This is a genomic window from Haloarcula regularis, from assembly GCF_029338315.1.
GTDB lineage: Archaea > Halobacteriota > Halobacteria > Halobacteriales > Haloarculaceae > Haloarcula > Haloarcula regularis.
On the sequence record NZ_CP119794.1, the window covers coordinates 2,895,416 to 2,918,824 of the forward strand.

Here is a 23,409-nt window from a genome sequence, read left to right on the forward strand (position 1 = left end):
CCGGGAAGAAAACGTCGCTGATTCAGGCCATCGCGTTCAGCACGAGCATCAGGATTCCGAAGAGGAGGCCGAACGCGACGATGGTTCGCGGGTCGATGCGGATCGTGTTCGTGTCCTCGGCGTCGAAGTACCGGACGAGTCCGGCACTGGACATCAGTCCGCCGCTGTTGCTGCTCATAGTCATCTCTGTCGTCCCTGCCCGCCTAAGCCTTTCGCCTTTGTCCGGGTGACTCCAGGGACCGGCGTTCCGGACGAGCGCTGGACGGCCCTTGTCCCGCGAATTCCGTCGGCTTTCCGCCGTAGAACCGACTGGACGCCAACTTCTGTCCGCTATTTCCCCTGTATCCGGGGTTGTGAGGAGTCAACACACATTGATAACCCTTATCTGATTTCACGGACAACGATGGGGAGAGTACAATGACGGTTACACTCATGGACTTCTACGCCGACTGGTGTGGTCCGTGCAAGACGCAGGACCCGATTCTCGAGGAGCTCGAGGAGGAATGGGGTGACGTCGAGTTCGAGAAGATCGACGTCGACGAGGAGCAGGACATCGCCAACGAATATCAGGTCCGGTCGCTGCCGACGCTCATCATCGAGAACGACGACGGCATCGTCGAGCGGTTCGTCGGCGTGACACAGGCCGACGACATCGAGGCGGCACTGCAGCAGGCGAGCGCCTGAGACGGCTGTTTTCCGACGCAGTTCGCGACCAGCGTCGGCGGTGACCGCTACGGTGGTCGCTCGCCGGCCGGCGGTTTCCCCGACACCGACAGCGTTACCCACGGCCCGACCTATCGGTCGAGCATGGAACGCCGTGCGCTCGCGGTCGTCGTCGCGGCCGCCGTCGCGCTCGTCCTCGCCGTCGTCGTCCTCCAGTCCGGCCTGTGGGTGAGCCTGCTCGGCGTCGGCGAGTACGAGGAGGGGACCGTGACGGTCCGTGAGGGGACCGACGCGACCGGCGACGCGCCGACCCGGACGGCCACGTCGACGCCCGAGGCCGCCGGGACGACCGTCGCCGTGCGCAACGACCCGGCCGGGCCGGTGCTCGCGACGGTGGAGGTGCGCATCGCCGACACCTTCCAGCAGCGCTACGTCGGCCTCAGCGAGACCGAGTCGATGGGGCCCGACGAGGGGATGCTGTTCGTCCACGACGAGGCGGGGCGCCACGCCTACGTGATGCGGAACATGTCCTTCGAGCTCGACATCCTCTTCATATCCGCGAACGGGACCATCACCACCATCCACCACGCGTCGCTGCCCCCCGAGGGGACGAGCAACTCCGACCTCGAACGCTACGAGGGACGGGGGCTGTACGTCCTCGAGGTCAACCGCGGGTGGGCCAACCGGACCGGCGTCACCGTCGGCGACCGGGTCGAACTTCCCGACGCCGCCCGGTGACCGCGGTCGCGTCCCCGACGGCCTTTTGCGCGTTCGGCCCAACCTGTGACCAATGGACATCGACGCCGGGTCCGACGACGACGTCTTCGAGGAGGCGCGCGAGCGCGCCGAGCGTCCGATGCTCCGGCTGTTCACGCAGTACGGCGAGGGGCAGCGCGTCGCGTTCGTCGTCGGCCTCGTCAGTTCGGTCTTCGCCCGGATGCTGGACCTGCTGCCGCCGTTGCTGCTCGCGGTGGCCATCGACGCCGTCATCCAGGACGAGACGGCCTTCTCCCTCTGGCTCGTCCCCGACGCGTGGCTCCCCACCGACCCGGTCGGCCAGCTGTTCCTGACGACGGGCATCATCGCCGCCACCTTCGCCTTCGGCGCCCTGTTCCACTGGAGTCGCAACTGGGGCTGGAACAGATTCGCCCAGCACGTCCAGCACGCCGTGCGGACCGACACCTACGAGACGATGCAGCGGCTCAACATGGACTTCTTCGCCGACAAGCAGACCGGCGAGATGATGTCGGTGCTCTCGAACGACGTCAACCGCCTGGAGAAGTTCCTCAACGACGGCCTGAACTCCACCTCGCGGCTGGTCATCATGGTCGTCGGCATCGCCGCCTACCTGTTCGTGATGAACTGGCAACTCGCGCTCGTAGCGCTGCTGCCGGTCCCCATCATCGCCGTGTTCACCAAGCGGTTCATCGAGACCATCCAGCCAAAGTACGCCGACGTCCGCTCGTCGGTCGGGAGCCTCAACTCCCGGCTGGAGAACAACCTCAGCGGCATCCAGATCATCAAGACGGCCAACACCGAACCCTACGAGGCCGACCGGGTCGAGGACAGCTCGCAGGAGTACCTCGACGCCAACTGGGACGCCATCGAGACGCGCATCACCTTCTTCCCGGGCCTGCGGCTTGTCTCGGGGCTGGGCTTCGTCGTCACGTTCGTCGTCGGCGGCCTGATGGTGCTGGGCCGCCCGCCGGGCCCACTGACGACGACGCTCAGTCCGGGGCAGTTCGTCGCGTTCATCATCTACACCCAGCGGTTCGTCTGGCCGATGGCGCAGTTCGGGCAGATCATCAACATGTACCAGCGCGCGTACGCCTCCGCCGAGCGGGTCTTCGGCCTGATGGACACGCCGGGGCGACTCGAGGAGGCCGCCGATGCCGCCCCGCTTCGCGTCACCGAGGGCGCCGTCGAGTACGACGACGTCACCTTCGGCTACGGCGACGACCCCGTCGTCGAGGACGTGACCTTCGAGGTCGAGGGCGGCGAGACGGTGGCACTGGTCGGGCCCACGGGCGCGGGCAAGTCGACCCTGCTGAAGCTCCTGTTGCGGATGTACGACGTCGACGAGGGCGCGGTGCGCATCGACGGCCAGGACGTCCGCGACGTGACCATCCCGAGCGTCCGCCAGGCCATCGGCTACGTCAGCCAGGAGACGTTCCTCTTCTACGGGAGCGTCCGGGAGAACATCGCCTACGGCACGTTCGACGCCAGCGACGCCGAGATCCGTGCGGCCGCGGAGGCCGCCGAGGCCCACCAGTTCATCCAGAACCTGCCGGACGGCTACGACACGATGGTCGGCGAGCGCGGGGTCAAACTCTCGGGCGGCCAGCGCCAGCGCATCGCCATCGCCCGCGCGATGCTGAAAGACCCCGACGTCCTCGTACTGGACGAGGCCACGAGCGACGTGGACACCGAGACGGAACTGCTCATCCAGCGCTCCCTGTCGGAACTCACCGCCGACCGGACCACCTTCGCCATCGCCCACCGCCTCTCGACGATCAAGGACGCCGACGTCATCCTCGTCCTGGAGGACGGCCGGGTCGTCGAGCGGGGCACCCACGAGGCGCTGCTCGCGGAGAACGGCCTCTACGCCAATCTCTGGGCGGTCCAGGCAGGCGAGATAGACGAACTGCCGGACGACTTCGTCCAGCGGGCGATTCGGCGCCGCGCGCGGACGGACGCCGACGACTGAGCGGCCCTCGTCGACACCCTCAGTCAGGGCTGTGATTAAAGCGTCTGGGGTCTCACAGGTCTGTATGCGCGTCCTCGTCACCGGAGCGACAGGGTTCGTCGGAAGTCACCTCGTCCCGGCGCTGTGCGAGGCGGGCCACGAGGTGGTCGCGCTCGTCCGGGACCCGGCGACATACGACGCGCCGGCGGGCGTCGAGGTGGTCCAGGGCGACGTGCTCGACCCGGACCTGACGCTCCCGACGGTCGACGCCGCTTACTACCTCATCCACTCGATGGGGGCGGGCGAGGACTTCGAGGAGCGCGACCGGCGTGCGGCCCGGAACTTCGTCGCGGCCGTCGACGCGGCGGGCATCGACCGCATCGTCTACCTCGGCGGCCTGGGCCGCGAGGAGGACGACCTCTCCGATCACCTGCGGTCGCGGCGCGAGGTCGAGCGCCTGCTCGACACCGGCGCGGCCGCCCTCACGGTGCTCCGGGCGGCCATCATCATCGGCGACGAGTCCGCGAGCTTTCAGGTCATCCGCCAGCTCGCTGAGCGGCTCCCGGTGATGGTCACCCCGAGCTGGGTCCGGACCGACTGCCAGCCCATCTACGTCGACGACGTCGTCGCCTACCTCGTGGGCGTGCTCGAGACCCCCGAGACCGCCGGCCGGACGTTCGAAATCGGCGGTCCGGACGTGCTGACCTACGAGACGATCCTGGTCCAGACGGCCGAGATCCTGTTCGGCCGGCGCCCGGTCATCGTCCCCGTCCCGGTCCTCTCGCCGGGGCTGTCGGCTCGCTGGCTCAGGCTGGTCACCGACGTCCCCACCAGCGTCGCCAAGCCGCTGGTCGACGGCCTCCAGAACCCGGTCGTGGTCACCGACGACAGCATCGAGTCGTACGTGTCCGTCGCGACGACGCCCTTCCGGGAGGCGGTCCGGCTGGCCGGCACGGCGCGCGACCGGCCCGAGCGCCGGCCGGTCGAGGCCTGAGTCACCCGCGCATGAGGTTCATCACCTCGTCGGCGACGTCCGGTTCGACGGCGACGACGTAGCGCTTGCCGGCGTCGAGGGTCGTCTCCGGCCGGGCGATGCGGTTGCCGTCGTCGTCGGAGACGACCAGCGTCCCGGCCGGGAACCGGACCTCGGAGAGTTTCCGGCCGGCGGCCGGCGCGCCCTCGGCGACGCGAATCTGCATGATGTCGAGCGTGCCCGTGACGTCCGCGAGCGTCTCGACGTCGCTGCCGATTATCTCGTTCGCGGCGTTCCGGGCCCCCGCCAGTTCGGGGAACAGGACGGTGTCGACGAACCGGGTGTAGGACTCCTTGGCCCGGGTGTCGATGCGCGCGACGGTCCGGATGCCCGGCGCTATCTCTTTGGCTTCCATGCAGACGGCGAGGTTCAGCCCCGCCTGACCGGTCAGGCCGGCGATGGCGTCGGCGTCCTCGACGCCGGCCTGCTCGAGTATCTCGGGGTTCGAGGCGTCGCCGGTGACCACCGTCGCGACGTACTGGTCGGAGACGGCGTCGGCCCGCTCCTGGTCGCGTTCGACGACGGTGACGTCGTGGCCCCGGTCGTCGAGGATGGTCGCTGTTTCGAAGCCGACACGGCCGCCGCCCGCGACGATGACGTCCAGTTTGCTTACCATGATTCAGTCGTCCTCCAGGGGAACCTGCTCGTCGCCGGCCGCCGTCCCCTCGGCGGCGTCCGGGTCCGTTCGTAGGTGATTCAGTGCGAGATACGACACCACCCCCAGCCCGATCCACGCGGCGCTGAGCGCCAGTGCCAGCGGGTCGGTCCGCACGAGGAACTCGATCAGCACGACGGTCAACACGAGGTTCAACACGATGCCGATGATCGGTGGTGCCGGGTAGAACGGCATCTCGTAGGGTCGGTTCATGTCGGGGCGCTCCCGGCGCAGCTTGATGACCGAGCCGTTGACGACGATAAAGGAGAGCAGGAAGAAGAGACTCGACATGTTGCCGGCGCTCTGGGTGGGCAAGACGACCGACCCGAGCATCACCACCGCCGAGGCGACGATGGCCACGAACGGCGTCCCGTAGCGGTGGTGGATCTGCCCGAACGAGGGCAGCAGCTGTCCCTCGCGCCCCATCGAGAAGGCGACCCGCGAGGAGGCGATGACGACGGCGTTCAGCGCCGTCAGCGTCGAGAACACCGCGCCGAAGACGATGATCGCGCCGCCGTTCTGGATGATCGGGATGCCGGTCGGCATGAACGACGTCGCGGCCTGTGCGATGCCGGCCTCGCCGGCCTCGGCGAGTCCCTGTGCGCCGAGGGTGCCGACGGCGACGGTGACCACCGCGAGGTAGACGACCACCGTGGCCGCGAGGCTCACGAAGATGGCCTTCGGGATGTTCTCCCGAGGGTTCTCGACCTCCTCGGTGACGGTGGTGATGAGGTCGTACCCCTCGAAGGCGATGAACGTCAGCCCCATCGCCGGGAGGATAGCCAGCGCGCCCCCTCCCTCGGGGAACAGAGGCTGGAACTCCGCTGTCGAGAACATCGGCGAGGCGACGCCGAAGGCGACGAACACCACGAGGATGCTCACCTTGACGATGGTAAAGACCGTCTCCAGGCTCCCGCTGGCGGCCGTCGAGACGGCGTTCAGCGACACCAGGCCGAGCACCGCCAGGAACGCGAGCAGGAACGCGGCGGGCAGCGCCAGGTCGACGACGGGCAGTGCGATCGCGCCGACGGCCTCCGGCGGCGGGACGAGGCCGTAGACATGCAGCAGTTCGAGGAAGTTCGGGGCGAAGCCCAGCGCGTACAGCGCACCGGCGATCATGTAGGCGAACCAGAGCATCCAGCCCATCAGGAACGAGGGCAGGTCGGCGAACACTTCGCGGACGAAGGCGTACCCGCCGCCGCTCTTGGGGATCGACGCCGCCAGTTCGGCGTACGACAGCCCGGTGAAGGCCGTGACGACGCCGTTGAGCGCGAAGACGAGAATCGCCGCGGGCCCGGCTATCTCGGCGGCCAGGCCCGTGAGCACGAAGATGCCGGCGCCGATCATCGCGCCCATGCCGATCATCGTCGCGTCGAGCAGTCCCAGGTCGGCCTCCGGCGAGCGGTCCCGCTGGCTCACCCTCGCCTCCGTGCGTGATTCGCCGTCTGTCGGGCCCGCAGCCCTGGCCGACACGGACAGGGTCGGGGCCGGCTCGCGGTTCTCCCGTCTCCGGACGGACTCTCGCGCATCACCGGCACCATCCGCCCGTCCCCACTTTTAATTCGGGTGATTGGCACGAGCCGAGAATCGTCGGTACCTTCAGGCGACGGCGTCCCGGGCGGATAAACGGTTATTACGGAGTGTCATGTAATTGCATGACATGACAACGGCGTATCTGGCGAGTACGGGAGTGATGGGCCTGCTCGTGGTCGGCGTGTTGCTGTGGCTCGGCCGAGCCCGCGGGTGGTATCAGTACTCACCGGCCGTCTCCAGCGGGGGGTGGTCGCCGGGCGTCCGGCGGGAGAACACGCTCGCCCGCTTGGCCGGCAACACGTCGGCGTGGGTCGTCGCGTTCACGCTGCTCGTCGTGGGTTTCGTCGTCGGCGTGGTGGCGCTCATCTCCGCGCCCGACGGGAGTGGCGGTCTCGCCGGCCCGGCCCTCGCCGCCGGCGGGGGGGATGGTGCTCGTGGGATATCTCCTCTTTGGCGTCTATATCTCGGCGAAGCGTCGAGGCCACCCGAGCTCCCTCGCGGCCGCCGAGTCGGCGACGGTCGCCGGGACGCTCTTCCTGGTCGCGATAACTGTCAGGCTCCTCCTCCCGTAGCGCCGACACGCTCCGTCGTCTGTGTAACACAGTTGGCATCGTGCATTGACGTGTCGCTGCCGTCCGACTGTGCAAGGATGAGCGGGACCAGTCAGCTCTCGATTCTCCACGTCGACGACGACCCCGACCTGCGGGACCTCGGCAAGCTCCAGCTCGAACGGGAGGAGAACGCCATCGAGTGCGTGGTTCGCTGCCTCGTCCCCGTCGGCGGTTCTCGCCGGGCGCAGCCTCTCAGACGATGGAGTACGCCGCCGCGCCCGTCAGCGCGATGGCACCGAGCGTCCCGCCCAGTATCATGTAGGTGACCGACCGCGGCTCGGAGATGAGGTGCTGGTAGTACGCGGCGACGCCGACGGCCTTGACGACCGACAGCACCATGATAATGCCGAACGCCAGCCAGTACGCGCTGTCGACGAGGCCGACGAACTCCACGACAGCCTGGATGGTCGCGAACACGAACAGTACGACGTATATCAGGGTGTAGCCTTTCCAGTCCATGGTCACAGGATGTAAAACAGCGGGAACAGGAACAGCCAGACGATGTCGACGAAGTGCCAGTAGAGCCCGAAGTACTCTATCGGCTTGTCGTCGCCCTGGTACGCCCCGTTCCAGGCGCGGATGGTCATGTATCCACAGATGACGAGCCCGACGACGACGTGGGCCCCGTGGAGCCCGGTCGTCAGGTAGAACGTCGACGACCCGATGTTCGTCGAGAGGGTCCAGCCGTTCGGGAACATCTCGCTGTGGATGTGGAACAGGTGGTTCCACTCGATGCCCTTGTTGACGAGGAAGCCGACCCCGAGCGCGAAGGTGCCAGCCAGCGAGGCTGTCGTCGCCCCGCGCCACTCGCGTTTCGCGGCCACCATCGCCAGCACGACGAGGAAACTCGACGTGAGCAGCAGGTAGGTGTTGATCAGTCCCGGCATCGTCACGTGTTCGGCGGGGATGAGGTCGTGGTGCCAGTCCGACCAGCCGTAGGCCACCCGGACGAAGGCGTAGGACCCGATGAACCCACCGAAGAGGACCACGTCGCTCGCGAGGAACGTCCACATCCCGAGTTTCATCTTCTCGACACCCTCGAAGGGCCACCGTTCGGCGATGGCCATCTCCGGGGCGTGGAACGACTCGCGCGTCATGCCGACCAGCGACCCGACGGTGGCCAGGCCGCCGACGGCCGCCATGCCGACGTAGACGGGGCTGCCGGTCCGGACGCCCGAGAGGCCCAGGAACGCGATGAAGCCCCCGAGGCTCACGAGGAACGGCCAGAAGCTCGCGTGGCTGGCGTGCCCCTCGCCGCCTGTCTCGTGGGCCGCCGCCGTCGGCGTTGCGGGAGCGGTCACCGCCCTGATGTTCCTGGCGGTCCCGCCGTCCGAGGCGGTGCCACCGTCCGCGGCGACGCCGGCACCGGGCGGTTTCCCGGTCCGCTCGGCGACCTCCTCGTCGTCGAGGAACTCGAGGGACCCGCTCGCGTACGACGGGAGTCCGGGGAAGTTCTCGAGTTTCGGGGGCGAGCCGACGGCCCACTCGGCGGTGCTGGCGTACTTCCAGGGGCTCTCACCGGCGTCTTCGCCGCGCCAGATGCTGACAAAGAGGTTGTAGAACATGACGAGCATGCTCGCCCCGAGGATGAACCCGCCGACCGTCGAGAGATTGTGCCATATCTGCAGGTCCGCGGGGTACTCGAAGACCCGCCGCGGGGTCTCCCAGGCGATGAACATCGGGAAGTACAGGAGGTTGAACCCGACGAAGAAGGTCGCGAAGTGGACCTTCCCGAGGAACTCGTCGTACATCTTCCCGGTCATCTTGGGGTACCAGTAGTAGAGGCCCCCGATGAGCGCCGTCGCGCCCCCGAACATCACGTAGTGGAAGTGCGCGACCACCCAGTAGGTCCCCCGGAACTGATAGTCCAGCACGATGGCCCCGAGGAACACGCCGGTGATGCCCCCGAGGATGAACAGGAGCAGGGCGCCGAGCGAGAAGAGGAACGGCGTCTTGAACCGGACCCGCCCCTTCGCCATCGTGTAGATGAGCGAGAAGACCATCAGGTCGAAGGGTAGCGAGATGCCGATGGTCGTCGCCATGAAGATGGTCTTGATTGGCAGGTTGATGCCCGTCAGGAACATGTGGTGCATCCAGACGATGAAGGACTGGATGGCCACGAGCACCATCGAGATGATGAACCACTTGCGGCCGACCAGGCGGCGGCCGGTGAACGTCTGGAAGATCTCGGCCATCGCGCCCAGTGCCGGGAAGAAGACGATGTAGACCTCCGGATGGCCGAAGAACCAGAATAGGTGGGCCCAGAGCAACGACGCGCCGGGGTTCTCGGCGCTGGTCCCGAGCGTCGACCCGTCGTTGGCGAACTGGAAGTAGGTCGTCCCGATGACGTGGTCGGAGGCCAGTATCATCAGCGCGGCCAAAAGCGCCGCGAAGGCAAACAGCATCATCCAGACGGTGAGGTTGATCGACAGCGAGAAGATGGGGATGTCGCGCATCCGCAGACCCTCGGCGCGCATGCGGTACATCGTCGTCAGGAAGTTCACCGACCCCATCGTCACCGCGGCGGTGAACATGATGAGCGCCAGGACGACCGACGTCGCGCCCAGCCCCTCACCCGGGATGTAGGCCGGCGTGTTCAGCGGCGCGTACATCGTCCACCCGCCGGCGAACGTCGACCCCTGGAAGAAGGAGACGCCGACCAGGATCCCCGAGAACAGGTAGAGCCAGTACGACAGCGCGTTCAGGCGCGGAAAGGCGAGGTCGTCGGCCCCGATCTGTAGGGACGAGGTAGTTGGCAAAGCCGAAGGCAAAGGGCGAGATGAACCAGAACACCATCAGCAGGCCGTGGGTCGAGACGGCCTGGTTGTAGCCCATCTGGCCCAGCAGGTCCGCTCCGGGAGACAGCAGTTCGAGACGGAAGAGAAGCGCCAGGATGCCGCCAAAGACGAGGAAGAAGAGCGCGGTGATGAGATAGAGGATGCCGATGTCCTTGTGGTTGGTCGTGAGGAACCAGCGACTGATGGAGGACTTCGGCGGTAGGCCGTGTTCGTGGTCGTGGCTCATGCCGGGGCACCTCCGACCGCAGTTGTCGCTCCGGCGTCGATAGCTGCCGTCACGTTCCCGCTGGTTCCGTTACCGCTCGACTGCGTGTCCGCGTACCACTCGTCGTACTCCGACTGGGGGACGACCTCGACCGAGGTGACCATCAGCGAGTGCCCGGTCCCGCACAGCTCGTAGCACTTGGCGGTGTACTCGCCGGTCTCGCTGGCCGTGAACCAGGCGCTGGTGTACTGGCCCGGGAGTGCGTCGGTCTTGACGCGCAACTCCGGTATCCCGAAGTTGTGGAACACGTCCAGGGATGTCACCTGTAATTTTATCACCCGATCCTGGGGCACGACCAGCGAGTTCGTCTCGTGTCCGTTGGGGTAGACGAAGTTCCACCCGAACTGGAACCCCTCGACCTCTATCTCGATGGCGTCGATGGCCGCCTGTGACTCGTCGGGCCCGTTCTCGATGTACAGCAGCGTCGTGTACGTCCACGCGATGAGCGAGACGACGATGACGGCGCTGATTCCGAACGAGTAGAACACCTTCCGTCCGCCCGTCCCCCCGGTGGGCTTCTCGCCCAGCTGGGGCCGTTCGACCGTGTCCGCGTACGGGTCGTCCGTGCTCCCGGAGTCCCGATACTTGATGGCGTGGTACATCGTGTACGCCACCACGACGATGCCCACGACCGTCCCGAGGACGAGGAACACCTCGAAGATACTGTTGAAAACGTCCGCCGGCGCCCTGACGTCGCCCCCGTGGAGCGGGACCCCCACGGCGTGTGCTATCGTGTCACTCGGCATCGTGGTAAGCGTTCAAACCAGTACCTATTAGTCATTGTGGACAGGGTGCCGACATATATCCTCCCGGCATGTCGGCGCGCGAACTTTTTTGTCCACTGGTATGGAATACCACACCATGGCAGATACGACTTCCGGCGTCGACGACCGGCCCGTGAACGAGGAGTCGGCAGTGGGCGAGGACAACGAGTTCGACAACCTGGCCGGGATCATCGGTGACGGCGTCGTCGGGGCCGCGGGCGGCCTCGTCGGGACGGCGATGATGAGCGTCGTCTTCCTGGTCGCCGAGTCCGTCGGCGCCTTCGACCGGTCCGCGTTCGCCATCCTGACGGAACTGGTCGGCCTGGACGGGCTCGTCCCCGAGATACTGTTCGGCTACATCATCTTCCTCGGCGGCGGGATGTTCCCCTGGCCGCTCCTCTTTGCGTCCCTGAAGGCGTACCTCCCCGGACGGTCCGACCCCACGAGCGGAGCCTTCTTCGGGGTCGCGATGTGGACGGGGTTCGTCCTGGCGTTCTACACGGGCCAGTCGGGGCTCTCGCTGGTCCTGTATGTCGTCCTGACGCTGGTCGCCCACGTCGTCTACGGCCTGGGCCTCGGCATCGTCTTCAACTACTTCATGACGCGCCCGGACTCTATCGTCTGACCGGGTCGGGCCGACGGCGGCCCGGAACGGCCCCGCCCGCCCTGGTCACTCCGAGTAGCCTTCCTGGAGAAACGCACCCTCCGTCTCGTACATCGCCACCAGCTCGGTGATGAACTCCTCGTAGGTCTCGTCTTCTTCCAGATGGCTCTCGAGCCGTTCTCGCAGGTCGTCGCTGATTTCGAGCGTGTAGGTCATGGCAACCGGGAACACTGTTCCCGCACCTGGTACGTAGGCAGCGGAAGGTCAAATAACCGGCCACTAGTCGGGTTGCGGGACGCCGACGGCACCGTGACCGCTCCAGCCGGTTCGTTTCGGGGAACAGTTAATTCATTCCACAGTGTATGTGTGGTATGGGCAGTATCCTCCTTGCCACCGACGGGAGCGAGTACGCACGCAAGGCCGCGGACCGGGCGATCGACCTGGCGGAGGAACGCGACAGCGCGTTGCACGTCATCTGTGTGGTCGACAGACAGAAGTTCGACGACCCCGCACTCAGCTCCGCCGAACTGGCGACGATATACGCCGAGGATCACGCCGTCGTCACCGTCAACGAGGTCACCCAGATGGCCGACGGGCGCGCCGTCCGGGTCGAGGGCGAAACGAGACACGGCGTCCCCCACGAGACCATCGTGGCGTACGCCGACGAAGTCGACGCGGACGTCATCGTGGTCGGCGAACACGGCGACCACGACAGGCACTTCTCCGGTGTCGGGCAGAAGATACGGAACGGGGGCGACTACGAAGTGGTCGTCGTCGAAGCGGAGTCCTGACTCTCCCGATGTACGACCAGATTCTGGTGCCGACGGACGGCGGCGACGTCGCCGCGGCCGCAGCCGAGGCGGCCCTGGGACTCGCTGCACGGTTCGAGGCCACGGTCCACGTCGTCCACGTCAACGAACTCGGGGAACTCCCGCCGGGAGCGGACGACGACGACGCGAGCACGCTCGCGACTGGTGCCCAGGCGGCGATACGCGACGTCGAGCGCGACGCGACCGAGCGTGGCCTCTCAGTGGAGACGGCCATCGTCGAGGCGGGGAGTTCGGTCCACGAGGCGCTGGTCACCTACGCCCGGCGCCACGACGTCGACTGCCTCGTGATGGGCACGCACGGCCGGAGCGGGGTCGACCGCCTCGTCTTCGGGAGCGTCGCCGAACGGACCGTCCGCGACGCCCCCGTCCCCGTGCTCACCGTCCACGCGGACTCGGTGCTCGACCCGTCCTTCCCCTCGATACTGGTCCCCACGGACGGCAGCGACTGTGCCCGCGCCGCCGTCGACCACGCCATCGACCTGGCTGACCTGACCGGTGCGACGCTCCACCTGCTCCACGTGGTCGACCCCGCGACGGTCTACGGCGACATCGGGGCCGTCGGGTTCCTCGACTCGCTCGAAGAGGCCGGGGCCGACCTCCTCGCAGAACTCCGCGCAGAGGCCGAAGACGCCGGCCTCGACGTCGAGACGACGGTAACCCGGGGAACGCCCTACCGAGCCATCACGGACTACGCAGACGAACACGACGTCGGCTGTATCGCGATGGGTACCCACGGGCGGACCGGCGTCCAGCGGTACCTGCTGGGCAGCGTCACCAGTCGCGTCATCCGACTCTCGGAGACGCCGGTGCTCGCCGTCCCCGGCGCCAGGGACGACTAGCCGCTACCCCAGGTCTCCGCCGTCAGTCCGCCTCCTCGAGGAGCCACCCGAAGCGTTTCTCCCAGAACTCCTCGCCCGGTGGCTTCTTGCTGCGCCCGTGGGTCTTCCGGTCGCGGATCCGCCGCTCCATGATGTCCCGCGCCTCGTTGAGCGCGTGTTTCGCACCGTAGCCCTCGCCGGACGCCATGTAGTGCCCCCGGTCGGTGTACAGGCGGATGCGGGCCAGCAACAGCGGCGTCCCGCGCAGTTTCTCGTCGTGCTCGTGGAGGTGTATCTTCGCCTCGAGTATCGACATCTCCCCGTCGAGGGTGTCGAACTTGTCGACCATCTCGACGATGTCCTCGTAGCGGACGTCGTCGAGCAGGTCGGTCCCGTAGACCTGGACGCCCCGGTTGCCGCCCGCCTCCCACGTGAGCGCGTCGAGGACGTCCGTCTTGGTGACGATGCCGTACGGGTGGCCGTTCTCGGTGACCACGAGCGACGACCCGCCGACCTCGAACATCCCCTCGACGGCGACGTCGAGCGTCGCGTCCGGGCCGATGGTCCGCACCGGCGCGACCATCACGTCCCGAACTGGCAGATCGAGCACGCGCTCGAGTTCGCCTTCCCGCGCCCCGAAGCCGCCGCCCCGACTCCGACTGGCGCTCGCGGACAGCGACCCGCCGAAGGCGTCGCGGCCGCTTGCGTCCCCGCCCTGGCTCTGGCTCGTCTCCCGGACGGTGAGGTCGGTCACGTCGTAGAGGCTCACGATGCCGACGGCGTCGTCGTCATCGACGACGGGGAGGTGCGTGATTCGGTGCTCCCGGAAGTCGTGCAGCGCCTCGCCGATCGTCGTCTCCGGGGCGACGGTGACCAGCTCCGACGTCGCGGCGTCGCCGACGGTCACCGCGTCGAGGTACGGTGTCACCGCCTCGAGAATCCCGTCGACGGTGACGATACCCGAAAGCGTCTCCCCCTCGAACACGGGGAGCAGCTGCACGTCGCTGTCGATCATCAACTGCGCGACGGTTCGAACGTCCTCGTCGGGGCTGAGTCGCGGGACGTGCCAGACGAGCGACCCGACCTTCTCGCCCGGCGGGTGGTGAGACCCCGCCAGCTGCCGGCGCGTGACGACCCCTTCGAACTCCTCGCCGCGGACGACGACGCCCTTGAGTGTGGGGTCGTCGAAGGCCCCGACGAGCTTCGAGACGCGCGTCTCGGGACTGAACTCGGTGTAGTCTTCCGATACGATTGCTTCGATGTCCATGACTTTGCGTGGTTCCGCTGTGGTCGACGACTGTGCGACACCGGTGGCAACTATCGTTGCCCTCAGATGACACTTCGTCACACGGGCGCAAATAGCCGTCGGTGGGGCCGGCCGCTCGACCCCTGATTGGTCCACGGTGGCGTGGCTCTGTCCTGTCGGACGGATTCGAACCGGAGGAAGACTCGCTGTGCTCGTCTTCCAGGATTCGAACCCTCGTCACCCACACAGACGCCGCTGGCTCCTCGCTTCGCTCGTCGCAGGCGGCGTCAGAAGTGGGTCCGGGCGGATTCGAACCACCGACCTCGGCCTTGTAAAGGCCACGTCATAACCAACTAGACCACGGACCCGTATCCCGTCGTTTTCGACGGGCGGGAATAACGCTTTCTCTCTGGGACTACCAGAACTTCACGCCGAGGTCGTGCATCTTCTCGTTGTGGCGGGCGACGTTGATGAGCAGCGGCGTGACCGCCTCCACCTCGGCGGCGTTCGAGAGCGGGCCGGCGTCGAGGGCCCGGAGGCCGTCGATGGCTTCAGCGAGTTCGCTGACGGTCGCTTTCGCGTCGGCGTCGTCGCCGACGACGACGGTGTCCCAGTCCAGGTCGGCGTCGAGGTTGGCCAGTCGACCCGCGGCGAGGTTGTGGAACGCGCCGACCACGGGCATGTCGTCGGGCGCGGCGTTGGCCGCGAGTTCCGTGACGCTGCCGGCGCCGGGACGGTTGTAGTGGAACCCGTCCTCGTCGCGTTTCATGCCCACGGCGGGCGAGACGAGGATGGCGTCGCCGAGTTCGTCCGCCACCGCTTCGATGGTGTCCGTGAGGTGGTAGGCCGGGACGGCCGTGACGACGACGTCGGCCCGGGCGGCGGCCGCGGCGTTCGAGAGTCCCTCGATGGTCACCTCGCGGCCGCGGCTGTCGAGTTCCGTCTCGTACTCCTCGGCCATCGTCTCGGCCTTCTCGGCATCCCGGGAGCCGACGATGACCGTGTGATTGGAGTCGGCCGCCCAGCGCAGCGCCAGTCCCTGTCCGATGTCGCCCGTGCCGCCGAGTAACGCGATGTCCATGTCGTCTGCGTCGGGCGTCCGGCGAATAAGCGTTGTGCGACCGGCCGGTATCGCCTACGTGTAGGTGTCCCAGGCCCGGTCGAACCCGCCGCCGTACGCGACGTAGAGGGCGACGCCCAGCCCGGCCGCGAACGCGACCAACTGGCCGCCAATCCCGACGATGCTGGTGTGGCCGAGCGCGAGGTTGGCCACCGTCGCCAGGGTCACCGTCGTGAAGAAGCACGCGAGGATGAACATCGCCAGCCGTCCCGGGCGGTGTGCGTCCGCGAAGACGTCCGGGTGCTCGCGAATCGTCCAGTAGGTGACCGGCCAGGCGACCAGCTGGAAGCCGACCGTGTACAGCTGGGCGGCGTCGACGCTCGGGAGGTAGACGGCCGCACCGCCGACGATGCCGGCCCAGATGCTCACCAGGAGCGACCACCCGACCGTCGCCAACCGGCCCATACCTCGACCTGTTCGTCGCCGCAGAAATCCCTGCCGCTTCGCTCACTCCAGCAGGTCGGGCAGGTCCTCGACGGAGCCGACGACGGCGCTGGCCCCCGCCCAAACGTACTTCTTTCGCCCCGCCTCCCCGGTGAGGCCGCCAGTCAGGACGCCGACGCCGTAGTAGACTCGCTCGTCGTCCTCCGCGTCGGCGTTGATCGCGGTCTGGATGTCGTCCAGCGTGTCGCCGGCGAAGGCCACCTGCTCGGCGTCGAAGCGCTCGGCCAGCGTCAGCAGTGCGGCGGGGTGGGGCTTGCCCTCGTCCCAGTCGTCCATCGTGAAGCGGTGGTCGTCGGGGATGTCGAGGCTCACCCGGTCCAGCGCGATGTCGGCCTCGGCGGCCGGCCGTCCGGTCACGACGCCCACGTTGTACCGCGACTGGAGCGTCGCCAGCGTCTCGGCCGAGACCAGCTTCGGTTCGTCGTGGATGTACCCCGGCGCGTCGAACGGCGGCTCCCCGCCCTCGATGTCGCGGTACAGGTCGGAACCGAGGTACAGGGCCTGAAAGACGTCTCGAAGGCGCTCGCTGTCCCACGCGTCGAACACGCGGTCGGCGCTCGCGTCGTCGAGTCGCTCGCGGACGACGGCTTTCGCGGCGTCCAGGCCGCCACCGCGTTCCGAGATGGCGTCCGTGAACTCGGCCACGGTGCCGATGTCGCCCTCGCGACCGGCGAGGACGAACAGGGCCGCGGCGTCGGTCAGTTCCCAGTCGTTGTTGAACCCGCCCGCGTCCTTGAACGGCTGGATGTCGGCCCGCTCGATGGTGTCGCCGTACACCCGGTCGACGGATTCGATGATGGCCCGCCGGTAGGAGTCGGCCACGTCCACGAGCACGCCGTCGATGTCGAGGACGACCGTATCTACGTCCATGCCTGGCGGAACACGCCGGTCATTCAAGCACCTTCCCATCTCTCCCGGTCGCCCGGTACAGCGTCACGCCGCCGGGGAGTTGCTCCGTCTCGACCCGCACTGTCGGGGGGTCGCCGCCCAGCGTCGTGAACCAGCACGCCGCACCGACCGACCGCGCGACGTCCCGGACGGGCCGGTGTAGTTCCGGCGGCAGGTGCCGCGCGAAGACGACGTCGGCCCCGGCGTACACCGACGGGTCCGGGTCGGTCACGTCGTCGACGACGAACCGGACGCCCTCGGGGACCGGTCGCGGCTCGATATCCGTCGCCGTCACTGACACGCCCGCGGCGGCCAGGTCCCCCGCGACGCCGGGCCGCGCACCCACCCCGACTTCGACGACTCTGTCGGCAACTTCCAGCCGAGAAACGAGTGCCGTCTCCGGGTCTTGCACGTCGGGATATTTATGAGACGGCGTCGCATATAGGTTCCCATGCACGTCGACATCGTACCCGTGGGCGAGGTCTCCGCCCAGGTGAAGCGGGAGGCCTCGGACGGGTTGCGGTCCGTCTACGACTGCGAGGTCTCCATGCACGAACCGCAGTCGATCCCGAAGGGTGCGTACGACGCCGACCGGGACCAGTACCGCGCCGAAGAACTGATAGACCTCGTCCGCCGGGTCGGGTCCGGCGACAAGAACATCGGCATCACCCCGATGGACCTGTTCTACCGCCGCCGCAACTACGTCTTCGGCCTCGCGTATCTGGGTGGTTCCGGGAGCGTCATCTCGACCTATCGCCTGCAGACCTCCTCCGACGGCGGGTTCTCGAACCGCTCTGCCGGCGAGATCTTCTCGGCCCGCGTCCGCAAGGAGATCGTCCACGAGATCGGCCACACACTCGGCCTCGAACACTGTGACAACAAGCGCTGCGTGATGAACTTCTCCCCGACGGTCAGGCAGGTCGACGTCAAGGAGGCGTCGCTCTGTGGCTCCTGTCAGCGCGACGTCCTCTGAACCGCCCGCAGTATTCCTAACGAGTTAGGTGACCCTGATAGGTTCTCCCATACGCTACGGCTAACTGCGATGAGCAAGAGTCAATCCCGCGACCGCACGAAGCAACTCGGCGACATCTTCGTCTCGGTCACCGGCGGCGAATCGGTCACCGAACAGCAGGACGACGGACCCTCCGACCGGGAGCTGCGGCCCGACGACGAGTTCGACGGCGAAGACGTCGCCGACGGTCTCGAAGACGCCGTCGCGGGCGCCGAGATGGGCGACACCTCCGACCCTGCCGACCTGGGCGACGACTGACGCGACGCCCTCCTGTCTTCCCTTCTCCCTGACGCCGACGTTCCAGCGGCGGGTGTCGCTCAGATAGTGAACTCGAAGAGGTCGTCGCCGACGTGGTGGATCGACTTCACGACCTTGTCGCTGTCGCCGACCATGTCCGACCCGTCGGTCATCGCCCGGCCGATGGCGAGGAACTTCCCGTGGGTCTCCTCGTTGATGGCCACGAGGTCGCCCTCGCTGATGTCCGGGTCCGCCTCGGTGATTCCGGGCCGCATGATGTCGGCGCCGTCGGAGACGAACGATATCGCCCCGGCGTCGACGGTCACCACGTGTTTCTCCGGCGGGTACTCGTTTGCACCCTGGACCGTGAGGAACGGCTCGCCGTCCACGTACAGGACGAACGGCTCCCCGTCGACCAGCACGACGTCCCAGTTGCTCTCGGCGAACTCGACTTTCTCGAAGCTGTCGGCGTCCAGTTCGACGCCGAGGTTGGCCGCGAGCGCGTCGGTGATGGCCCCGACCTCGTCCGAACGGAGATGGTGGCGGGATTTGACCTGCATACCTCCCAGTCAGCGGGGCCGGCGGGTAAGCGTAACGAACCGGCGGAGGCTTTTGTCGGCCCCCGCCCTACGTGGGGTATGCGCGTCGTCACCCTGCTCCCCTCGGCGACCGAGATCGTCTACGCCCTGGGCGTCGCCCCGGTCGGCGTCTCTCACGAGTGTGACTACCCCCCGGCCGCCCGCGAGCAACCGGCGGTCAACCGCTCACGGGTCGACCCCGGGACCTCGAGCAGCGAGATCAACGAGCAGGTGGCCGACGCCGAGGCCGGCGACGGCGTCTACGCCATCGACCGTGAGACGCTGTCCGACCTCGACCCCGACGTCGTCGTCACGCAGGGCGTCTGTGACGTCTGTGCCGTCGACCACGTCCTGGTCGCCGACGCCGTCGCCGACCTGGGCCTCGACTGCGAGGTACTGACCCTCGACGTCCACAGCCTCGAGGACCTCTTCGAGTCCATCCGCCGCGTCGGCGCGGCCATCGACGAACCGGCGCGGGCGACCGAACTGGTCGCTGACCTCCGGGACCGCGTGGCGGCGGTGGAACGGACGGCCGCCGGGGTGACCGAGGCGCCCAGCGTCGCCGTCCTCGACTGGCTCGACCCGGTGATGGTCGCCGGGCACTGGATCCCAGAACTGGTCGAACTGGCCGGTGGTCGGTACGGCATGGCCGAGCGGGGCGCCCACTCCCGCCCCCGCGAGTGGACGGAAGTTCGGGAGTACGACCCCGACGTGCTGGTCGCCGCGCCCTGCGGGTTCGACGTCGCACAGACCACCGAGCACCTCGCGGACCTGACCGACCGACCGGGATTCGACGACCTGCGGGCCGTCCGCGAGGGCCGCGCCCACGTGATGGACGGGCACCACTTCGTCAACCGCTCGGGGCCGCGGCTGGTCGAGACCCTGGAATATCTGGCCGCACTGATCCACCCCGACCTGTTCGACGCACCGCCGCGCGACGCCGTCAGCGACCTGGCGACGCTGCGCGCCTAGAGCGTCGAGAGCGCGACGTAGACGTTGCCCGCGATGACGAGCGTCCCGGCGAGGATGACGGCGACGAACCACGCCCGCCAGAGCGGCACCGACTCGATGAGGTCGCGACACTCCAGCAGCACCACGCCCACCAGCAGGACGACCGCACCTTTCACCAGGGGGACCAGCAGCGGTTCGACCGACAGCAGGAGGCGGAGCCACGGGTTCTGTTCGTGTCGGAAGCCGACAGCCTCGGCCGCCAGCAGCGTCGAGACGGCGTCACCGAAGCCCCATACGAGCACCACCGCGAACACAAGGTCCACGTACCCCGGCCGGACCACTCGCGAGAGGAGCGCTGCGGGACGACTGCTGTCGGTTGGTGGTCGTGACATGCGTGATACTGGTCGTCTCCGTTCCCCTACGTACCGGACTGTAATAACTCTCTCCGTCGTTTCTCGCCGGTTCCCGGTCGCCGGTCAGTCGCCGGCCAGCGAGCACTGTCCCTCGTAGGTGGCCTCGCCGACGGTCTCGATGACCGGCTCGTCGCCACAGACCGGACAGTCCGGGTGCTGTGTGACCGGCACCTCGTCGAGGTGCATCGACCCGGCGTCGTAGGCCAGCAGGCGCCCCTCCAGCGACTCGCCGTAGTCCATCGCGAGTTTGACGACCTCAGTCGCTTGCATGCAGCCGATGGTCCCCGGGAGCACCCCGAGCACCCCGGCGGTCGAACAGTCCGGGACGGTCCCCGCCGGCGGTGCCTCGGGGAACAGACACCGGTAACACGGCCCCTCGCCGGAGAACGTCGTCACCTGCCCCTCGAAGCGAAAGACCGCGCCGTGGGAGAAGGGGACGCCGGCGAGCGTGCAGGCGTCGTTGACCAGGAACCGGGTGGGGAAGTTGTCCGACGCGTCGACGACGATGTCGTAGGCCTCGACGAGTTCTGGGGCGTTGTCCGTCGCGAACCGCGTCTGGTGGCCCTCGACGGTGACGTCGGGGTTGAGGCCGGTCACGAACTCGGCGGCGCTCTCGACCTTGGGCCGGCCCACGTCGTCGTCGCCGTGGATGACCTGGCGCTGGAGGTTCGACCGCTCGACCACGTCGTCGTCGACGATACCGAGTGTGCCGATCCCGGCGGCCGCGAGGTACTGCAGGACCGGCGAGCCCAGTCCCCCGGCTCCGACGACCAGCACCGACGCGTCGAGCAGCGCTGCCTGGCCCTCGGGGCCCACCCCGTCCATGATGATGTGCCGCGAGTAGCGGTCGAGCTGTTCGGGGTCCAGGTTCGGTCGCATACGCCCCGTTGACGGGCCGGAAAGATAAAGAGCGGGATGGGGGCGACGGGCGTTCAGTTGTTGCGCTGCAGGTCCGCGACCAGGTAGTCCATCTTCCGGTTGATGCTCGAGATCTGGTCGGTCTGGGCGACGGCCTCGTCGGCGATGTCGGCCGTGCTGTCGGCGATCTCCTCGGCGGCGTCGGTGGCCTGGTCGACCATGCTGGCGACCTCCTCGGTCGAGGCCGCCTGCTGGTCGGTCGCGGTCGCGACCTCCTCGATGCCGTGGTTGACCTCCGTGACGGTGTCGTCGATCTCGTCCAGAATCTCCGTGGACTCCTCGACGGTGGTGATGCCGGCCTCTATCTCCTCGTTGCTCTCCTCGAGACTCTCGACGGCGTTCCGGGTGTCGTCCTGGATGCCGTCGATCATGTTCTCGATGGTCGTCGCCTGCTCCTGGGACTCCTCGGCCAGGCTCTTGACCTCGTCGGCGACGACCGCGAACCCCTCGCCGGCCTCGCCGGCCCGCGCGGCCTCGATGGAGGCGTTCAGCGCCAGCATGTTGGTCTGATCGGCGATGTCGTTGATGACCTCGACGATCGAGTCGATCTCCTCGACGCCCTCCTGGATGGTCCTGACGTCCTGCGCGACGCTGTCGGCGGCCCGCTGGATGCTCTCCATCGCCTCGTGGACGTCCTCGGCGTTGCCCTGGCCGCGCTCGGCGAGCTCCCTGGCCTCGCGGGCCGCCGCCGACACCTCCTCGGAGGAGGAGGCAATCTCCTCGACCGACGCCGAGAGGTTCGAGACCTCGCTTGCCACCTCGGCCATCCCCTCGTACTGTTCTGCGGCCTGCTCGCGGATGTCGTCCGTCTCCTCGGCGATGTCGACCGAGGAGTCCTCGAGTTCCGCCAGCAGCGTCTGTATCTCGCTGGCGGCCTCGTGGTCGTAGCCGGCCTGTTCGTCGATGTCTTCCGCGACGTCGTCCTCGATGTCGGCGTCGATGTCGTCGTCGATGTCCGCGTCGGCGGCAATCTCCGTCGCTCCCGTGCTACGCTTGGACATTGTATCCCATGCTTTGCTCTTGTATTCAAAAAAGGTCATACCTACATCCCGCCGACTGAAAACCAGCCGGTCCCCCGGTCAGCACTCGGCGAGCGCGTCGGGACGGCGGCCGCGGCTTCGTGGGCGACGCAAAGCTGATTACTCTCCCAGCGCTCCGTCTGCCCAATGGTGATCATACGAAACGGTCTCGTCCACACGCAGACCGAGCGCGGAACCGTCGAGGCCGACCTCTGTTTTCGGGACGGCGAGATCGTCTCGGTGGGTGACATCGAGGCACGCGCAGACGAGACGGTACTCGACGCCGACGGGGCGCACGTCACGCCGGGCCTGGTCGACGCACACAGCCACGTCGGGCTCTCGGAGTGGGGCGAACCCGAGGACTACGACATCAACGAGCTGACCGAGCCGGTGACGCCCCACGTGTCGGCACTGGACGGGTTCCACCCCGGCGACGAGGAACTGGCGAAGGCCTGTCAGGGCGGGGTCACGACGGTGTCTGCCCGGATGGGGAGCGCGAACGTCGTCGGCGGCATCACCTGCTCGATGAAGACCCACGGGGAGACTGCCGACGAGATGCTCGTCCGCGAGGACGGCATGAAGGCCGCGATGGGCGAGAACCCCAAGCGGATCCACGGCGAGGAGAACGACAGACAGCCATCGACCAGGCCGGGCGTCGCTGCGATGCTCCGGAGCACCCTGATGAAAGCCGAGGACTACGTCGCGCGCAAGGAACACGCTCGGGACGAGGGGGATGCCTTCGAGCGCGACCTGGGGATGGAGAACCTCTCGCGGGTTCTCGACGGCGACCTCGCGCTGCGAGTCCACGCACACCGGGCCGACGACATCAGGAGCGTGTTCCGGATCGCGGACGAGTTCGACGTCACGAACCTCTCTATCGAACACGCCACCGAGGGACACCGGATCGCCGGGGAGTTCGTCTCGCGGGGGGTCCCGGCCGTCGTCGGGCCGAGCTTCGTCAGCGCCACGAAGTACGAACTCCGGAACATCTCCTTCGAAACGCCGGCGAAACTGCACGACGCAGGCGTCGCGGTCGCGATCCAGACGGACGCTCCGGTCCTTCCACAGCAGTATCTCGACGTCTGTGTCGGCCTGGCAGTCCGCGAGGGGCTGCCCAGCGAGGCCGCCCTCGATACGGTCACCACGACGCCGGCGACGCTGCTGGGTATCGACGACCGCGTGGGGACGCTCGAACCGGGGACCGACGCCGACCTCGTCGTCTGGGACGGCCCCTTCTATCGCCTGCAGACGAACCCGGAACACGTCTTCGTCGATGGCAAACAGGTCCACGGCGAAGCGCTCTGAACCCGGATCAGACCCGGC

Annotated in this window: 29 protein-coding genes, 1 tRNA gene and 1 pseudogene; 12 read left to right on the forward strand and 19 right to left on the reverse strand. The window is 67.6% G+C overall.

From position 1 onward, the window contains the following. Positions 1-22: 22 nt before the first annotated feature. Entirely contained in the window at positions 23-184 is a 162-nt protein-coding gene (locus tag P1N55_RS15645; RefSeq protein ID WP_346429980.1) for a preprotein translocase subunit Sec61beta, read from the reverse strand. A gap of 233 nt (positions 185-417) precedes the next feature. Between P1N55_RS15645 and trxA the strand changes: the two genes are divergently transcribed. From trxA to P1N55_RS15665, 4 genes are all read left to right on the forward strand, one after another. Continuing rightward, complete coding sequence (gene trxA / locus P1N55_RS15650; protein WP_276276444.1) at positions 418-684, forward strand: thioredoxin; 267 nt, start codon at positions 418-420, stop codon at positions 682-684. Positions 685-807: 123 nt separating this feature from the next. After that, on the forward strand, positions 808-1,401 hold the full coding sequence (locus P1N55_RS15655) for a DUF192 domain-containing protein (RefSeq protein ID WP_276276445.1): 594 nt from the start codon (positions 808-810) through the stop codon (positions 1,399-1,401). 52 nt (positions 1,402-1,453) lie between these two features. Then, positions 1,454-3,370, forward strand: coding sequence for an ABC transporter ATP-binding protein (locus tag P1N55_RS15660; RefSeq protein ID WP_276276446.1), 1,917 nt, complete (start codon positions 1,454-1,456; stop codon positions 3,368-3,370). A gap of 64 nt (positions 3,371-3,434) precedes the next feature. Beyond that, the gene (locus tag P1N55_RS15665) at positions 3,435-4,343 is read left to right on the forward strand and encodes an NAD(P)H-binding protein (RefSeq protein ID WP_276276447.1); all 909 of its coding nucleotides are present in this window, start codon (positions 3,435-3,437) and stop codon (positions 4,341-4,343) included. Position 4,344: 1 nt separating this feature from the next. Here the strand turns inward: P1N55_RS15665 and P1N55_RS15670 are convergent, their stop codons facing one another. The 3 genes from P1N55_RS15670 to P1N55_RS15680 all read right to left on the reverse strand — a co-directional run bounded on the left by P1N55_RS15670 (position 4,345) and on the right by P1N55_RS15680 (position 6,936). Next, positions 4,345-4,998: a potassium channel family protein gene (locus P1N55_RS15670; protein WP_276276448.1), complete on the reverse strand. Its 654-nt coding sequence runs from the start codon at positions 4,996-4,998 to the stop codon at positions 4,345-4,347. 3 nt (positions 4,999-5,001) lie between these two features. Next, the gene (locus P1N55_RS15675) at positions 5,002-6,402 is read right to left on the reverse strand and encodes an APC family permease (protein WP_379689280.1); all 1,401 of its coding nucleotides are present in this window, start codon (positions 6,400-6,402) and stop codon (positions 5,002-5,004) included. A gap of 384 nt (positions 6,403-6,786) precedes the next feature. Continuing rightward, a complete protein-coding gene (locus P1N55_RS15680; RefSeq protein WP_276276450.1) occupies positions 6,787-6,936 on the reverse strand; it encodes a hypothetical protein in 150 nt (49 codons plus the stop codon). A 17-nt stretch (positions 6,937-6,953) separates the two neighbouring features. Here P1N55_RS15680 and P1N55_RS15685 point away from each other — a divergent pair, with 17 nt between their 5' ends. After that, a complete protein-coding gene (locus P1N55_RS15685; RefSeq protein ID WP_276276451.1) occupies positions 6,954-7,142 on the forward strand; it encodes a hypothetical protein in 189 nt (62 codons plus the stop codon). Positions 7,143-7,373: 231 nt separating this feature from the next. On the opposite strand, the gene P1N55_RS15690 is transcribed toward P1N55_RS15685, so the two are convergent. From P1N55_RS15690 to coxB, 4 genes and pseudogenes are all read right to left on the reverse strand, one after another. Then, positions 7,374-7,640: a cytochrome C oxidase subunit IV family protein gene (locus P1N55_RS15690; protein ID WP_276276452.1), complete on the reverse strand. Its 267-nt coding sequence runs from the start codon at positions 7,638-7,640 to the stop codon at positions 7,374-7,376. A gap of 2 nt (positions 7,641-7,642) precedes the next feature. Beyond that, positions 7,643-8,755 carry a cytochrome c oxidase subunit 3 gene (locus P1N55_RS20040; RefSeq protein WP_407067200.1) on the reverse strand — a complete coding sequence of 371 codons (1,113 nt, stop codon included), beginning with the start codon at positions 8,753-8,755 and terminating at the stop codon, positions 7,643-7,645. A 72-nt stretch (positions 8,756-8,827) separates the two neighbouring features. Next, positions 8,828-10,205, reverse strand: a pseudogene (locus P1N55_RS20045) (cytochrome c oxidase subunit I); the annotation flags it as partial. Beyond that, the gene (coxB, locus tag P1N55_RS15700) at positions 10,202-10,990 is read right to left on the reverse strand and encodes a cytochrome c oxidase subunit II (RefSeq protein WP_276276453.1); all 789 of its coding nucleotides are present in this window, start codon (positions 10,988-10,990) and stop codon (positions 10,202-10,204) included. The pseudogene P1N55_RS20045 and the gene coxB, both read right to left, overlap by 4 nt. Before the next feature lie 115 nt (positions 10,991-11,105). Between coxB and P1N55_RS15705 the strand changes: the two genes are divergently transcribed. Further along, positions 11,106-11,633: a DUF6789 family protein gene (locus P1N55_RS15705; RefSeq protein WP_276276454.1), complete on the forward strand. Its 528-nt coding sequence runs from the start codon at positions 11,106-11,108 to the stop codon at positions 11,631-11,633. A 45-nt stretch (positions 11,634-11,678) separates the two neighbouring features. Here the strand turns inward: P1N55_RS15705 and P1N55_RS15710 are convergent, their stop codons facing one another. Continuing rightward, positions 11,679-11,828 carry a DUF7557 family protein gene (locus tag P1N55_RS15710; protein ID WP_276276455.1) on the reverse strand — a complete coding sequence of 50 codons (150 nt, stop codon included), beginning with the start codon at positions 11,826-11,828 and terminating at the stop codon, positions 11,679-11,681. 155 nt (positions 11,829-11,983) lie between these two features. Between P1N55_RS15710 and P1N55_RS15715 the strand changes: the two genes are divergently transcribed. Next, positions 11,984-12,403, forward strand: coding sequence for a universal stress protein (locus P1N55_RS15715; protein WP_276276456.1), 420 nt, complete (start codon positions 11,984-11,986; stop codon positions 12,401-12,403). 8 nt (positions 12,404-12,411) lie between these two features. Further along, positions 12,412-13,281 carry a universal stress protein gene (locus P1N55_RS15720; RefSeq protein WP_276276457.1) on the forward strand — a complete coding sequence of 290 codons (870 nt, stop codon included), beginning with the start codon at positions 12,412-12,414 and terminating at the stop codon, positions 13,279-13,281. 22 nt (positions 13,282-13,303) lie between these two features. On the opposite strand, the gene P1N55_RS15725 is transcribed toward P1N55_RS15720, so the two are convergent. From P1N55_RS15725 to P1N55_RS15750, 6 genes are all read right to left on the reverse strand, one after another. After that, positions 13,304-14,527, reverse strand: a complete 1,224-nt coding sequence (locus P1N55_RS15725; RefSeq protein ID WP_276276458.1) for a CBS domain-containing protein — start codon at positions 14,525-14,527, stop codon at positions 13,304-13,306. Positions 14,528-14,800: 273 nt separating this feature from the next. Beyond that, a tRNA-Val gene (locus tag P1N55_RS15730) sits at positions 14,801-14,874 on the reverse strand. 47 nt (positions 14,875-14,921) lie between these two features. Further along, on the reverse strand, positions 14,922-15,587 hold the full coding sequence (npdG, locus tag P1N55_RS15735; RefSeq protein ID WP_276276459.1) for an NADPH-dependent F420 reductase: 666 nt from the start codon (positions 15,585-15,587) through the stop codon (positions 14,922-14,924). Positions 15,588-15,641: 54 nt separating this feature from the next. Further along, positions 15,642-16,031, reverse strand: a complete 390-nt coding sequence (locus tag P1N55_RS15740; RefSeq protein WP_276276460.1) for a hypothetical protein — start codon at positions 16,029-16,031, stop codon at positions 15,642-15,644. Between the two features lie 42 nt (positions 16,032-16,073). Continuing rightward, a complete protein-coding gene (locus tag P1N55_RS15745) occupies positions 16,074-16,940 on the reverse strand; it encodes a TIGR01548 family HAD-type hydrolase (RefSeq protein WP_276276461.1) in 867 nt (288 codons plus the stop codon). A gap of 19 nt (positions 16,941-16,959) precedes the next feature. After that, positions 16,960-17,370: a UPF0146 family protein gene (locus P1N55_RS15750; protein ID WP_276276462.1), complete on the reverse strand. Its 411-nt coding sequence runs from the start codon at positions 17,368-17,370 to the stop codon at positions 16,960-16,962. Positions 17,371-17,409: 39 nt separating this feature from the next. Here P1N55_RS15750 and P1N55_RS15755 point away from each other — a divergent pair, with 39 nt between their 5' ends. Both P1N55_RS15755 and P1N55_RS15760 read left to right on the forward strand, forming a co-directional pair. Continuing rightward, positions 17,410-17,931 (forward strand): archaemetzincin family Zn-dependent metalloprotease, encoded by a 522-nt coding sequence (locus P1N55_RS15755; RefSeq protein ID WP_276276463.1) that lies wholly within the window; start codon positions 17,410-17,412, stop codon positions 17,929-17,931. A gap of 69 nt (positions 17,932-18,000) precedes the next feature. Next, entirely contained in the window at positions 18,001-18,228 is a 228-nt protein-coding gene (locus P1N55_RS15760) for a hypothetical protein (RefSeq protein ID WP_276276464.1), read from the forward strand. Positions 18,229-18,287: 59 nt separating this feature from the next. Here P1N55_RS15760 and P1N55_RS15765 read toward each other — a convergent pair whose 3' ends face one another. Continuing rightward, positions 18,288-18,767: an RNA-binding protein gene (locus P1N55_RS15765; RefSeq protein ID WP_276276465.1), complete on the reverse strand. Its 480-nt coding sequence runs from the start codon at positions 18,765-18,767 to the stop codon at positions 18,288-18,290. Positions 18,768-18,845: 78 nt separating this feature from the next. Between P1N55_RS15765 and P1N55_RS15770 the strand changes: the two genes are divergently transcribed. After that, the gene (locus P1N55_RS15770) at positions 18,846-19,757 is read left to right on the forward strand and encodes a cobalamin-binding protein (RefSeq protein WP_276276466.1); all 912 of its coding nucleotides are present in this window, start codon (positions 18,846-18,848) and stop codon (positions 19,755-19,757) included. On the opposite strand, the gene P1N55_RS15775 is transcribed toward P1N55_RS15770, so the two are convergent. The 3 genes from P1N55_RS15775 to P1N55_RS15785 all read right to left on the reverse strand — a co-directional run bounded on the left by P1N55_RS15775 (position 19,754) and on the right by P1N55_RS15785 (position 22,068). Further along, positions 19,754-20,128 (reverse strand): hypothetical protein, encoded by a 375-nt coding sequence (locus P1N55_RS15775; protein WP_276276467.1) that lies wholly within the window; start codon positions 20,126-20,128, stop codon positions 19,754-19,756. The genes P1N55_RS15770 and P1N55_RS15775 overlap by 4 nt on opposite strands. An 84-nt stretch (positions 20,129-20,212) precedes the next feature. Then, positions 20,213-21,028, reverse strand: a complete 816-nt coding sequence (ubaA, locus tag P1N55_RS15780; protein ID WP_276276468.1) for an SAMP-activating enzyme E1 — start codon at positions 21,026-21,028, stop codon at positions 20,213-20,215. A gap of 53 nt (positions 21,029-21,081) precedes the next feature. After that, the gene (locus P1N55_RS15785) at positions 21,082-22,068 is read right to left on the reverse strand and encodes a methyl-accepting chemotaxis protein (protein ID WP_276276469.1); all 987 of its coding nucleotides are present in this window, start codon (positions 22,066-22,068) and stop codon (positions 21,082-21,084) included. Between the two features lie 165 nt (positions 22,069-22,233). Here P1N55_RS15785 and P1N55_RS15790 point away from each other — a divergent pair, with 165 nt between their 5' ends. Further along, entirely contained in the window at positions 22,234-23,391 is a 1,158-nt protein-coding gene (locus P1N55_RS15790) for an amidohydrolase (RefSeq protein WP_276276470.1), read from the forward strand. Positions 23,392-23,409: the final 18 nt, after the last annotated feature.